At 44.0% G+C, this 13,214-nt stretch carries 13 protein-coding genes; 8 read left to right on the forward strand and 5 right to left on the reverse strand.

The annotated features are described in order from the left end of the window. Window positions 1-12: 12 nt before the first annotated feature. From D1136_RS07090 to D1136_RS07110, 5 genes are read left to right on the forward strand one after another with little or no spacing between them, the layout of a single operon-like run. Window positions 13-711 (forward strand): phosphoadenylyl-sulfate reductase, encoded by a 699-nt coding sequence (locus D1136_RS07090; RefSeq protein WP_161876934.1) that lies wholly within the window; start codon window positions 13-15, stop codon window positions 709-711. A gap of 33 nt (window positions 712-744) precedes the next feature. Continuing rightward, a complete protein-coding gene (gene ybaK / locus D1136_RS07095; protein WP_161876993.1) occupies window positions 745-1,230 on the forward strand; it encodes a Cys-tRNA(Pro) deacylase in 486 nt (161 codons plus the stop codon). A 53-nt stretch (window positions 1,231-1,283) separates the two neighbouring features. Further along, a complete protein-coding gene (gene mutY / locus D1136_RS07100) occupies window positions 1,284-2,330 on the forward strand; it encodes an A/G-specific adenine glycosylase (RefSeq protein ID WP_161876935.1) in 1,047 nt (348 codons plus the stop codon). Window positions 2,331-2,380: 50 nt separating this feature from the next. Continuing rightward, a complete protein-coding gene (locus tag D1136_RS07105; RefSeq protein WP_161876936.1) occupies window positions 2,381-4,258 on the forward strand; it encodes an amidophosphoribosyltransferase in 1,878 nt (625 codons plus the stop codon). A gap of 12 nt (window positions 4,259-4,270) precedes the next feature. Further along, the gene (locus D1136_RS07110; RefSeq protein WP_161876937.1) at window positions 4,271-5,155 is read left to right on the forward strand and encodes a transporter; all 885 of its coding nucleotides are present in this window, start codon (window positions 4,271-4,273) and stop codon (window positions 5,153-5,155) included. Window positions 5,156-5,208: 53 nt separating this feature from the next. On the opposite strand, the gene D1136_RS07115 is transcribed toward D1136_RS07110, so the two are convergent. After that, window positions 5,209-6,411 carry a zinc-dependent metalloproteinase lipoprotein gene (locus D1136_RS07115; protein ID WP_161876938.1) on the reverse strand — a complete coding sequence of 401 codons (1,203 nt, stop codon included), beginning with the start codon at window positions 6,409-6,411 and terminating at the stop codon, window positions 5,209-5,211. Between the two features lie 182 nt (window positions 6,412-6,593). Between D1136_RS07115 and D1136_RS07120 the strand changes: the two genes are divergently transcribed. Both D1136_RS07120 and D1136_RS07125 read left to right on the forward strand, forming a co-directional pair. After that, window positions 6,594-7,301, forward strand: a complete 708-nt coding sequence (locus D1136_RS07120; protein ID WP_161876939.1) for a hemerythrin domain-containing protein — start codon at window positions 6,594-6,596, stop codon at window positions 7,299-7,301. Beyond that, a complete protein-coding gene (locus D1136_RS07125) occupies window positions 7,288-7,905 on the forward strand; it encodes a response regulator transcription factor (protein ID WP_161876940.1) in 618 nt (205 codons plus the stop codon). The genes D1136_RS07120 and D1136_RS07125 overlap by 14 nt, the downstream gene beginning before the upstream one ends. Before the next feature lie 25 nt (window positions 7,906-7,930). Here the strand turns inward: D1136_RS07125 and D1136_RS07130 are convergent, their stop codons facing one another. Beyond that, a complete protein-coding gene (locus tag D1136_RS07130; protein ID WP_161876941.1) occupies window positions 7,931-8,512 on the reverse strand; it encodes an ACP phosphodiesterase in 582 nt (193 codons plus the stop codon). 4 nt (window positions 8,513-8,516) lie between these two features. Next, a complete protein-coding gene (locus D1136_RS07135) occupies window positions 8,517-9,647 on the reverse strand; it encodes a DUF4468 domain-containing protein (protein ID WP_161876942.1) in 1,131 nt (376 codons plus the stop codon). A gap of 116 nt (window positions 9,648-9,763) precedes the next feature. Here D1136_RS07135 and D1136_RS07140 point away from each other — a divergent pair, with 116 nt between their 5' ends. Continuing rightward, window positions 9,764-10,243: a methylated-DNA--[protein]-cysteine S-methyltransferase gene (locus D1136_RS07140; protein ID WP_161876943.1), complete on the forward strand. Its 480-nt coding sequence runs from the start codon at window positions 9,764-9,766 to the stop codon at window positions 10,241-10,243. Here D1136_RS07140 and nhaA read toward each other — a convergent pair. Together nhaA and mtaB are read right to left on the reverse strand one after the other, a co-directional pair. Then, on the reverse strand, window positions 10,228-11,526 hold the full coding sequence (gene nhaA / locus D1136_RS07145; RefSeq protein WP_237567013.1) for a Na+/H+ antiporter NhaA: 1,299 nt from the start codon (window positions 11,524-11,526) through the stop codon (window positions 10,228-10,230). The genes D1136_RS07140 and nhaA overlap by 16 nt on opposite strands. Window positions 11,527-11,873: 347 nt before the next feature. Then, the gene (gene mtaB, locus D1136_RS07150; RefSeq protein WP_161876944.1) at window positions 11,874-13,160 is read right to left on the reverse strand and encodes a tRNA (N(6)-L-threonylcarbamoyladenosine(37)-C(2))-methylthiotransferase MtaB; all 1,287 of its coding nucleotides are present in this window, start codon (window positions 13,158-13,160) and stop codon (window positions 11,874-11,876) included. Between the last annotated feature and the right edge of the window lie 54 nt (window positions 13,161-13,214).

Raw genomic sequence — 13,214 nt, forward strand, 5'->3', positions numbered from 1 at the left:
TAATCTTTTAAGATGCAAAAAATAGCCGATTATTTGAATGAGCGCTTTGCCGGACGGGAGCCACAGGAGGTGCTGGCTTATTGTCTGAATGAGTATAAAGGAGATATTGCTTTGGCTTCCAGCCTGGGGGTAGAGGATCAGGTGTTGACGGATATGATTTGCCGGATTGACAAGGGAACCCGTATCTTTACCTTAGATACAGGCCGTTTGTTTCCGGAGACTTATAGTTTGATTGAGCGTACAAACCTGACTTATGGAATCAAGATACAGTTGTTTTTTCCGGATTATCATGATTTGGAGCAGATGGTAAATGCGAATGGGGTGAATTTGTTTTATGAAAGTATAGAGAAAAGGAGGCTGTGTTGCCATGTGAGGAAGCTTGAGCCGTTGAAGCGGGCATTTTGTGGGTTAAAGGTGTGGATATGCGGTTTGCGTCATGCTCAGTCCGTTACCCGTACGGATAATCATTTGGTGGAGTGGGATGCCGGAAACGGTTTGTTGAAACTGAATCCTTTGATTACCTGGAGTGAAGAGCAGGTTTGGGAATATATCCGGACCCACGGAGTTCCTTATAATAAATTGCATGACCAAGGATTTCCCAGTATTGGGTGCCAACCTTGTACCCGGGCTATAAAATCCGGTGAAGATATTCGTGCCGGGCGTTGGTGGTGGGAAGATGCGGACCACAAGGAGTGCGGACTGCATAAGTAGGGATGTATTTTGCAGGAACTGGACGAAGGACCGATGGCATTAAAAATCAATAAAACGAATGCAGTGCGTTTGCTGGATAAGGCGAAAATCAGCTATGAACTGGTGCCTTATCAAGTGGACGAAGAGAATCTGGCGGCAACCCATGTGGCGGAACAATTGGGGGAGGATATTGCACAGGTATTTAAGACCTTGGTACTGCGGGGAGACAGGAGCGGGTTATTCGTATGTGTTGTTCCGGGAGACGCAGAGGTTGATTTAAAAAAGGCTGCCAGGGCTTCCGGTAATAAAAGTGCGGAATTGCTCCACATGAAGGAATTGCTGCCGGCAACAGGATATATCCGAGGTGGGTGTTCGCCCATCGGAATGAAAAAAACTTTACCTACTTTTATCCATACTTCTTGTATGGATTTCGATTATATATATATCAGTGCAGGAGTGCGGGGATTACAGGTGCGGATGGCTCCGGGAGATTTGGTGGATTTTGTGGGAGCAGTGGTGACGGTACTCATTCAGGAGTAGTTATAAGCTGGTTGTCAAGCCGTGTTTTTACGGTCTAAAATTGTGGTTTAGCGATGGATATCGGAAAGGTTTTGATTCGTTGGTATACGGAGAATAAGCGGCAGTTGCCTTGGCGGGAGACGACAGATCCGTACCGGATTTGGATTTCAGAGATTATTTTACAGCAGACACGGGTAGTCCAGGGACTGCAATATTTCAATCGTTTCATGGAGCGTTTTCCGGATGTGCGGGCATTGGCAGAGGCGGAAGAGGATGAGGTCATGAAATATTGGCAGGGGTTGGGCTATTACAGCCGTGCCCGTAATTTGCATGCTGCTGCAAAAGCTATTATGTCCCGCTTTGGCGGAGAATTTCCCCGGAAGTATGAAGACGTACTTTCTTTGAAGGGTATCGGAGAGTATACGGCTGCTGCCATTTGTTCATTTGCCTGGAAACAGCCTTATGCCGTGGTGGATGGGAATGTGTACCGGGTATTGGGACGGGTGTTTGGCATAGATACTCCCATAGATAGTTGTGAAGGAAAGAAAGAGTTCGCGGAATTGGCGCAGGTGTTACTGGATAAGGTTTGTCCGGAACTTTATAATCAGGCTATTATGGATTTTGGCGCAGTACAGTGTACGCCGAAAGCACCTCAATGTCTGTATTGTCCTTTGCGGGAGCGTTGTGCGGCGTTTTCTTCCGGCAGGATAAATGAATTGCCTGTGAAAGCCGGGAAAACTGCTGTGAAAGTCCGTTATTTCAATTATCTTCATATTCATTGCCAGGGAGTGACTTTACTGGCTCGTCGGAATGAGAAAGATATCTGGCAGAATCTTTATGAATATCCTTTGATAGAAACGGTAGAAGCTATGGATTTTGCTGATTTACAAAGAACGGCGGCGTATACCACTTTAATGGAGGGGGTGGAGGAAATCCAGGTGTTGCGTATGGTTGAAATGCCGAAGCATGTACTTTCCCATCGCATTATCTATGCGCGTTTTTATGAATTGGAAGTCAGTTGTTTTTCAGTAGGGATGCAGGATTATTTACAAGTGGGTCATCAGGAAGTGGAGAAATATGCCGTATCCCGTCTGATTGAATTATACAGAGAGAGGTTATGACGTATAAGTAACGGGAAATTTTGTAACTTTGATTCCAAGTAATTTTTAATATGAGTGATGCAATAAAACATGAATGTGGTATAGCCATGGTGCGGTTGTTGAAGCCTTTGGAGTACTACCACCAGAAATACGGAGATGCTTTGTGGGGATTGAATAAGCTTTATCTTTTGATGGAGAAACAGCACAACCGGGGACAGGAAGGGGCCGGTATGGCAACAGTCAAGTTGAATGCCTGTCCGGGTGAAGAGTATATTTTCCGGGAAAGAGCTGAAGGAACGGGTGCTATCCAGGAAATATTTTCTACTATCGGCCGGGCTATAACAGACTACCGTAAGGTTGAGCCGGAAGCGGTGCCGGAAAGTTTGCCTTTTGCGGGGGAGATGTATATGGGGCATTTGCGTTACAGTACTACGGGACGTTCCGGAATTTCTTATTTACATCCTTTTTTGCGCCGGAATAACTGGAGAAGCCGGAATTTATCTTTGGCGGGAAATTTTAACCTGACCAATGTGGATGAGATTATGTCTTATATTGTGGAGCGCGGTCAGCATCCGAGGCATAATGCGGATACATTTATCATATTGGAGCAATTGGGCTATCTGTTGGATGATGAGGTGGAACGGTTGTATCGCCGATTCAAGGAAGAAGGGCTTAATGGGCAGGACATCAATGAGGCTATAGAAAATAATATTGATATAGAACATATTCTTCGGGAGGCCTCGGCTTTATGGGATGGCGGATATGTGATTACGGGTCTGACGGGAAGCGGTGATATGTTTGCTTTTCGTGATCCGCAGGGAATTCGGCCTGCTTTTTATTATGTCAGTGAAGAAGTTATTGTAGTTGCTTCTGAACGTCCTGTGATTCAGACTGTTTTTGATTTGAAAGTGGAGGATGTGTGTGAACTTTTGCCGGGGCAGAGCATTGTTGTAAAAAGAAACGGAAGCTGGAAACTCAGTCAGATTCATCCGGCTTTAAACGTGATGCCTTGTTCTTTTGAGCGGATTTACTTTTCCAGGGGAAGTGATTGTGATATTTATAAAGAACGGAAAGAGTTGGGGCGTTTGCTGACAGAGGATATTTTAAAACAGGTAGGCTACGATTTGGACCATACTGTTTTTTCTTTTATTCCCAATACGGCGGAGATTGCTTATTATGGGATGATGCAGGGGTTGGAAGCATGGCTGGACCGGCAGAAGTGTGAAATGATTTGTGAACAGAAAGATTTGCTCACTTGCGGACAGATTCGTGAAATATTGGCCAAGCAGGTGCGGACAGAAAAATTAGCTATAAAAGATATTAAGCTGCGTACGTTTATTGCTGAAGGAAACAGCCGGAATGATTTGGCTGCGCATGTGTATGATACAACGTACGGTACAGTGCGGGAAGGTCAGGATTCTATTGTGGTTATTGACGATAGTATTGTGCGGGGGACGACTTTACGTCAGAGCATTATCAAGATTCTTTGTCGTCACCGTCCCAGGCGTATTGTGATTGTTTCCTCTTCTCCTCAGATACGTTATCCGGATTGTTATGGGATTGATATGTCGAGAATGGGAGAATTTATTGCTTTCCATGCTGCGGTGGCTTTGCTGAAAGAGAGGGGAATGGAGAAAATGATCAAGGAGGTGTACGATAAGAGCAAAGCACAGGTGGGCATGCCGAAAGAAAAGGTGGTGAATTATGTGAAAGAGATTTATGCTCCTTTTACCGATGAGGAGATCTCCCTCAAAATTGCGCAAATGATTACTCCGGAAGATTGTCCTTCGGAGATTCGGGTCATCTATCAATCCATAGAAAATTTGCACAAAGCATGTCCGAAGCATCGGGGTGACTGGTATTTCTCAGGTAATTATCCGACTCCCGGAGGAAACCGGTTGGTGAACAAAGCTTATGTGGATTGGTATGAGTTGACAGGAAGTCATTAAAATGAAGTAGTCGTGTTACAAACAATAAAGACGTGGATGCTTCCGCTGGCTATGTTGTCGGGGGCATTTTTCTATGAGTTTTTTCAGCAGTTATCTTTTCTGACGCCGGGATTGATATTCAGCATGCTGTTCATCACCTATTGTAAATTGTCTTTTCGGGACTTGAAGTTCAGCGGATTGCATATATGGTTGCTGATGGTTCAGCTTATAGGGTGTCTGGTTGTATATGGCGGATTGGTATGGTTTGACCCGGTGGTGGCCGAGGGAGGTCTGATTTGTGTTTTAGCGCCTACGGCAACGGCTGCTGCTGTGGTTACGGGAATGCTAGGGGGTAGTGTTGCTTGTCTGGCTGCTTATACATTGATGAGCAGTTTGGTGGTAGCGGTTGTGTCTCCTTTGATTTTTACTTTATTGGGAGAACATCCCGATATGTCTTTCTGGACTTCAATACTTTATATTTGCCGTCAGGTTATGCCTGTTTTGGTATTGCCTTTTGCTTTGGCCTTATTGTTGGAGAGAGTTTTTCCGGCGGTCCATCGTCGGCTGAAGAAATTACAGATACTTTCTTTTTACCTTTGGGCATTGGGGTTGACTATTGTCACCGGTAAAACGGTATATTTTATTGTACATCAAGAGAATGCCAATGTTGTTGAAGAGTGGTGGATGGCTGCTTTGGCTTTGGTCATTTGTATATTCCAGTTTGGATTGGGCCGTCGTATCGGTCGCCGTTATGGCGATGCGGTGTCGGGAGGTCAGGGATTGGGTCAGAAAAATACGATTCTGGCAATCTGGATGGCTCAGGTTTACCTTAATCCTCTCTCTTCCATAGCTCCTGCTTCTTATGTTTTGTGGCAGAACATCATTAACAGTTATCAGCTCTGGAAGACCAGGAATTGACCGGAAAGTATGGTTCGGTTGTTGCGCAGAAGCGATCCGAACTGATGCCGGAGTTATTCCATTGTCCGGATGGGAGGTACGGTTTCTTCACAGGCCACTTTTGTTACGAGAATGTTTTTAGGTCCGGGCAGAAGGGGACTGTTTTCCAGTACATGTCTTACCCTGAGGAATTGGTCCGGAGTGAAAAGTTCCAGGTAGGAATAGTCGTAGTCCATGTAATTCCGCGAGATAAAGGTGCCTGATTCGCAACTGTTTCTTTGGCATTTTTGAAGAAAACTGATTTCCTGATTTTCTTGCAGCCAGGAGAGGTATTCTTCCCGGTTGTAACTGGGGGTGTCGTCGCAATAATCCGTTTCTTCACAGTCTTTTTCGGAAAATACGTGGTGTAGTCCGAGGTAGTGGCCCAATTCGTGGACTAAAGTTTTATAGGCCGTTTCTTCGTATAGGTAGGTGCTGTTCAAAGAGATTGAGTGTGGATAAGCAGGGAGACGAGTGTAATATATGTTGCTGGCTTGCAGCCCAGCCAGGCTATTTTCGCGGGGGGTATAAGGCAGGTGTGAAATTCCCAGCGTATTGTTTTCGGTAAACTGGTAGATGAAAACGTTGATGTATTGGTTGGGGTTCCAGATTAAAGCTGCATTTGTTTTGTTTTCATTTTGCATGAAAGTTTGGCAACTTTGATAGGCTGCAGTGCTTTTGAGAATACGGTTGATTCCCGGAACGTCTAAAGGATTTCCGTCGGGATCTTCTGTTGCGGCAACGAGTTCCAGATTCATGCCTACACTGCCGGGATGTTCCCGGTAGGCTTCATTACATTCGGTGATGAGTTTTTCAATCACGTTTGTTTTGATGTTCTGGAGGGTGTCGGTTGCTTCTGTATAGAAAATATGAAAAATGACGGGCAACCGGTAGTGGTATTCACCGGACAGGGTATCCTGTTCTATCAGTACTTGTGTTTGAACCCGCTCGCTTTGGAGGGTCAGAGTGGTGGAACGTTTTTCTTGCGTATCGTTTGGCGTTACGGTTACTGCAATGTAGTCTGTATTATAACCATCGGTCTTGCTGGTTTGGCACCAGTCTGTTGTGCCGGAGACCTGCCATCCGGCGTTGCTGTTAACGGTTAACTGCCATACTCCTCCGTTTCCGGAAAAATGCAATTTTTTTTCCGAAGTTTTCAATACCTGAGGACTGGGATGGTCTTTTATACAGGAGAGAAGAAGAAGTCCGACGGATAACAGGAAGAGAATCTTTTTCATGTAAATTCAAGTGCATGTTGATAAAGATTACAAATGTATAAAAACTCGGGAATATAATTAAGCGCATTATAATTTATGAATTATGATTTATATTTTTTCACTTTTTCGGGGGATATACCTACATGTGGGGATTGCGGGTGTCGGATTTTATTATTTACTTCGTCACATTAAATTTATTTAGAATGAATAAACATTTAAGATATGCTGAAACGGATAAGATGAGTGAGCTTATCTGTGAAAATTACAAACTTTTATTGGTGATGAGTCGTTTCGGACTTTCTTTGGGATTCGGCGACCAGACGGTAAAGCAGGTGTGTGAACAGCAGGGAGTGCATACGGGGACTTTTTTAGCGGTGGTAAATTTTATGGAGGATGAGTGTTGTGTTCCTGAGAGTTACCGGGAAGATATTTCGGTAGAGGCTTTTGTGGATTATTTGCGGCGGGGACATTCTTATTTTTTGGATTTTAATTTGCCTGTTATCCGGCGTAAATTGATAGATGCTATTGATTGTTCCCGGGATGATGTTGCTTTTTTGATTCTGAAGTTTTTTGATGCTTATGTCAATGAGGTGCGGGCTCACATGGAATATGAGAATGAGGTGGTTTTTAAGTATGTGTATGCTTTATTGGAGGGACGCGAAGCCGGTGATTATAGTATCGGGGTATTTGCAGCCCGTCATAATCAGATTGAAACCAAACTGACGGAATTAAAAAATATTATTGTGAAGTATTATCCGGCGAAGACCAATAATAATCTATTGAACAGTGTTTTATTTGATATATATTCCTGTGAGAAGGATTTGTGTACACATTGCCGGGTGGAGGATTATATGTTTGTGCCTTTGATTACGGAATTGGAAAAGAAACTACAAAAGCATGCGGGAGAATGAAATAATAAAGGTGGCGATAGCTGAGACTTCGGTTATTATCCGAACAGGAACAGCCTTGGTACTGAAAAAGATTCAGGGTTTAAAATTGATGCCAATTGAAATTGTTTCTCCGGATAATCTGATAGAATGTCTGCGTTTTCATAAGCCGGATGTTTTGGTGATGAATCCTGCTTTTCCTGGTCATTTTGATGTGCGTGGATTAAAGCGAGACATGCAGATTCCGGACATGAAATGTGTCGCTTTGGTTTGTTCGGTGACGGACCAGAATATTTTGCAGGATTACGATGAGTCGGTTTCCCTTTATGATGCTCCTGACGTTTTGTCGGATAAACTAAATCGTTTGCTGAATACCGAAGAGGATACGGGAGGGGAATCGGTTGGTCTGGAAATACTTAGCGGGAGGGAAAAAGAGATTGTCGCTTGTGTGGCGAGAGGGATGACCAATAAGGAGATTGCTGAAGCTTTGTTTTTGTCCGCCCATACGGTAATAACGCACCGCCGGAATATTGCCCGTAAATTGCAAATTCATAGCCCGGCGGGTTTGACTATCTATGCTATTGTCAATAAATTGGTTGAGTTGCAAGATATAAAAGGATATCTGTGACGGAAGTGACAGAGGAATCTAAGGATCATAGATTTAGTTGTCTGCGGCACATGTCCTGCACTTCGGGAAAAAATGTTTCGAATAAAGACTGTAATTTGTGAAAGTGTTTGTCCAAAAATACGATTGCTTCCGGGGGATTTATTGTGATTTTTCTGTATTGGGTCATGATATCCAGGGATTGTTTTATCCCTTGTCGGGAGGCGTAGCGGCCAAGCCGGTTGGTCAGGATGAAATGCCAGATGAAATGTTGGAAGCGGGGAGGAAGGTAACGGTAGTTTACGATCAGGGCTATATAAAATCTGCGGGCATAGGGAGTAAGTTTTTGTCCGGTGTATTGGGGAAAACCGAGGGCCAGAAAGTGATCGAAAAAGATGTCGGTTACCGCGGCTGAGTAACGGCCGAATAATGGTTTCCCCAGGCTGACCGCTTCTTTGACTGCCGGATGGGTATCTGCAAAAGAATCTATAAGACGGTGCAGCAATATGCCTTTCCGGAAAAAATCGGGATATGAGTTGTAGGCTTTGCCTTTTACCGCATCCCCTACAAAGTTGCCGATCTGAATCTGCCGGTTTTTTCCGGAAAGATAGATGTGTGCCAGATAGTTCATGCTTCTATTTGACCCATACATTCAATATTTCTCCGATATACATTTTATGCAGGTCTTTGTTTCCCCATTGTTTTTTTGATGTGGGGTCGTGAATGGCTTCGGGCGTAAAGGGCTGACTGACCAGTTTGCGGCATTCAATGATCATCCATGCTTCGGAAAAGGCTTTGCTTCCTGAAGGTGTGGTGATCGGAGTCAGTCCGGTGGCTTTGATTTTATCTTCATTTTTTCCGCTATGGGTGCCACAATATTGTAAAGCATCACGGTAAGTTTCGGTATAGAAACTCAGCGTATAGGTATCGTCATTTTCCATGAATTGATAGGTGTGGCGGGTGGGATTGATAAAACAGAAAGTGACCGGTTTGTTGTACAGATGGCCTAAGCCGCCCCAACTGGCTGTCATGGTGTTATATTGGTTATCTTTTCCTGCGGTCACGAGCATCCAATTTTCCGATAGCATTTTGTAAATGTTTCCCGGTATTTTATCCGGAGATATTTGTTTGTATCCTGGCAGGGAGGTGTTTCCCGTAGCCGGAATACCGGCGGTCAGGTTAGCCGGATTCTTTCCCATTGCGGTAGGATAACTCCCCAGGGCTTTTTCCAGGCTGGTAAAAAGTTGTTCGACCAGGTCGATGGTGTGTATTCTGAATTTTCCGGTGGATTTGTATAATCTTCCTTTTTTAGTGTTGATGGCTTGTTTATCTGTAATCAGGTCTTCGGCCGGGATGACTTGTTCTCTGTCTCCCATCATATAGGTATAACGGATGCCGGTGATTTTGGCTTCACATTTGTCGCGGTTGCATGTCAGATACATTTGATAATGAATGGTAGCCCGGTCCAGCGATAGGGTTTTATCTGAGAATACAAGGTATTGTTGTCCGAGGCAAACAATTTGCCCGCTGGGTTCGTCGGACATTAAAATCCGGCTTTGAAAATTTTCCTGTGGGGTGAATTGTTCCTGTGCCCATTTTAAGGCCAGTTGAAAGAGGTGTTGTTGAGATTCTCCCGGTAAAGAGAAGGTCCGGGTGAAAACTACCTTTCCGTCTGTAACGGGAACGGCTCCGGCCAGGTATTTCGGGTTTTCCTGCGCAAATAAAAGGTAAGGGAATAAAAGAAGGACAAGAAATAATTGTTTCATAGTAGATATATATTTGTATGAGTAGAACAAAGATAATGGCAGGAATCGAATTTTCTATGGAATAAAACTAAAAAATAGAAAGAAATTGTATTTTTATATCCATGAAACCGGAACAAATGCGATATATTTATTTCTATGATAGTCTGCTGGGAAGATATGCCTTGGAGGAGACCGGGGAAGCATTAACGCGGTTATGGGTAGGCGACCGTGTTTCCCTGGTTCCGGCGGGAGCTGAAATTAAAGAAACTCCTTTGATTCGGGAAGCACATAACCAGTTGGAAGCTTATTTTTCGGGGAAGTTGTGTTTTTTTTCTTTGCCTTTATTTCCCCGGGGAACGGAATTTCAGGTTCGTGTATGGAATGAATTACAAAAAATTCCTTACGGAGAAACCATTACTTATGGCGAACTGGCTTGTAGGATAGGCAATAGCAAAGCTTCCCGGGCTGTGGGAATGGCTAATGGCCGTAATCCTTTGCCGGTTTTTATTCCCTGCCACCGGGTTGTGGGAGCCCACGGAAAATTGGTGGGGTATACCGGTGGCCTGGATATTAAAATTAAACTTTTGCAGCTTGAAAAGGTTTACTTGGATTTATAAAAATAATTCAGTAAAAAATATCCCATGCTGCCGGCAAATAAAGAGCCGCTAATGATTCCTAATTTTGCCTGGTTGAGCAAGGTAAGGCCGTTTTCTGATAAACCGGCATAAGAAAGATTAGCGATAAATAAGGAAACGGTAAATCCGATACCCCCCAACAGGGATACGCCAAGCAGGTTTTTGGAATTCATGTGTTCGGGCATGCTTAGCCATTTGGTCTTCACGGCTATCCAGGTAAACGAGAATATACCAATGAATTTTCCCAATACCAGTGCTATGAATACCGTAAAGGTAACTCCTCCCAGATCGGCCAGAGTGAGGTGTTCAAAAGATATACTTGCATTGGCAAAAGCGAATAAAGGCATCACAATATAGTTGACCAGAGGATGAAGGTTATCGTCCATGGATTGCAGGGGACTGATGACTTTATCGGAGAGGGATTCTACGTGTCTTAGAATAGATACTTCTGAGTTGCTGAGGATGTAATTTTTGTGGTTGACATCCTTTGTTTCAGGTAATTTTTGCAGTGAATTGCGTATGGCTTCTACATATCTGTAAATATTTAATTTTGGGCGGGCGGGGACGGTAAAGGCGACTATCACACCAGCGATGGTGGGATGTATTCCGGAATTCAGGAAAAGGTACCAGACTACAATTCCCAGAGTGATATAGTACAGTTTGCTGTTGATTCCCAACCGTCCTCCCAGCCATAAAATCAGCACTACGAGCAAAGCCCATAACAGATATTCAAGAATCAGGTGACTGCTATAAAAGGTTGCAATCACGATAATGCCGCCGATGTCATCTACTACGGCAAAGGTGGTGAGGAATATTTTCAGGCTTAGGGGAATTTTTTTCCCTAACAGCGAGAGTACTCCGAGGGAAAAAGCGATATCGGTGGCCATTGGAATGGCGGCACCCCGGGCTGCCGGTCCTGCCGGACAAATCGAAAAAAAGATGAGTATCGGAATAATCATACCGCCGCAGGCCGCTACTACGGGTAGCAGGGCCTTACGGAGAGAGGAAAGTTCTCCGACCAAAACTTCCCTTTTGATTTCAAGTCCTACGGAAAAGAAGAAAATGGCCATCAGGGCATCATTGATGATGGCCATCAGGGTCATATTGTTGCCGTGAACACTGAAAAGGTTGATGCTTCCGAATTGAAGAACAACTTCCTGAGCAAAAAAACTGTTATATGCTTCGCTCCACGGAGTATTTGCTATAATCATAGCGGCCAGGGCTACGAACAACAGGATGGCACCTCCATTGATTTTGGTTTTCATGAAATGCCGGATAGGCGATTTAAAAATTTTTCCAGACAACATATTTATAAAGCTAAAATTTTAAGTCAGATGATAAATGGTTTGATTTTCTTTTCCGGTGGGAAATGTGGATTGTAGTTTTTATTTTTTAGTTTATCATACAGTTTTGAAAAAGGGCTGTTTTCAAGGAGCACAAAATTAGAAAATTGTCTGAGATAAAAAAAATAAGTCGCTGTATTTTACAGCGACTTAAGTTACTAACCCTAAACAGAAACAAACTATGAAATTGATTCTAAGACAAAGATAAATGAATATCGTATGTTATTCTAATTAAATATTGTTAATTAGAATCAATTAATAAGTATTAGTTATTCTTCCATATATAAAGATTCTTCTGTAATTTTTGTCGGAATTACCTGGTTGGACCATCCAGGCTGGCAGGTTTGTCTGATTCGGATGTAGTTGTCGGTAAATCCATAAATGAAGTCGCCGGGTTTATGGTCTTCAAAAAGCACCGGACGTTGCTGTCCTATGAATTGCTGGCAAAAATTCCGGTGTTTCTCCGAAGAAATCTGCAGGAGTTCTTCTACCCGGAGATGTTTTTCCTGCGGAGGGACTGTCAGGGGGATTTCGAGGGCTTTGGTTCCTTGTCGTTCGGAATATGGGAAAACATGGAGCCGGGAAATGGGCAGGCTTTGAATGAAATCCCGGGCGTCTTCGAAATAGGCTCTGGTTTCTCCGCGCATACCGGCAATGGTATCTACTCCGATGAAAGCATGCGGAATGGCGGATTTGATTTTCTGTATTTTTGAGGCAAACAATTCCCGGTTATAGCGTCTGTGCATTAATTTCAACACTTCGTTATTTCCGGATTGCAGCGGAAGGTGGAAGTGGGGCATGAAATGCCGGGAGGTGGCTACGAATTCGATGATTTCGTCAGTCAGGAGATTGGGTTCTATGGATGAAATCCGGAATCTTTCTATGTCTTCCCTTTGGTCGAGTTGCCGGAGAAGGGCAAGAAAATCCCAGGGGGTTCCCCGGCCGAAGTCCCCAGTGTTCACTCCGGTCAGGATGATTTCGCGAATGCCTTTTGCTGCTACTTCTCCTACGGCTTGCAAGATTTGCGGTATGGTTGCACTGCGGCTGCGTCCGCGGGCAAAAGGAATGGTACAATACGTACAAAAGTAATCGCATCCGTCCTGAATTTTCAGGAAGCAGCGCGTCCTGTCCCCGAAAGAATAGGCCAGGTCAAAATCGGAGAGTTTGAAAATATCACAGGAATGGGGTTCGTGTTTCTGGTTTTCTTGCAGGTGTTTGAGGTAGTGTGGTACGTTGAATTTGTCGTTAGCGCCCAATACCAGGTTAACCCCGTCTATGGCCAGGAGTTCTTTTGCCCGTAATTGTGCATAACATCCTACCACAACAATGTATGCTTCCGGATGGTGATGGATGATTTTGCGAATCAGTTGCCGGCCTTTCTTTTCTGCCATGTCGGTGACACTGCAGGTGTTGATGACAAAAATGTCGGCATCTTCTTTTTCGCCCACCGTTTGTGTCCCTTCCGTTTCCAGGCTGTGTTTGATGGTTGAAGTTTCTGAGAAATTCAATTTACATCCCAAAGTGATATAAGCCACTTTCTTCCCTGCAATATCCATGTGATAACGTTTATGATTAATCGGATGCAAAAATAGTGATTTGGCCTGTAATTT

It is taken from the genome of Odoribacter sp. Z80 (assembly GCF_009935865.1).
Lineage (GTDB): Bacteria > Bacteroidota > Bacteroidia > Bacteroidales > Marinifilaceae > Odoribacter.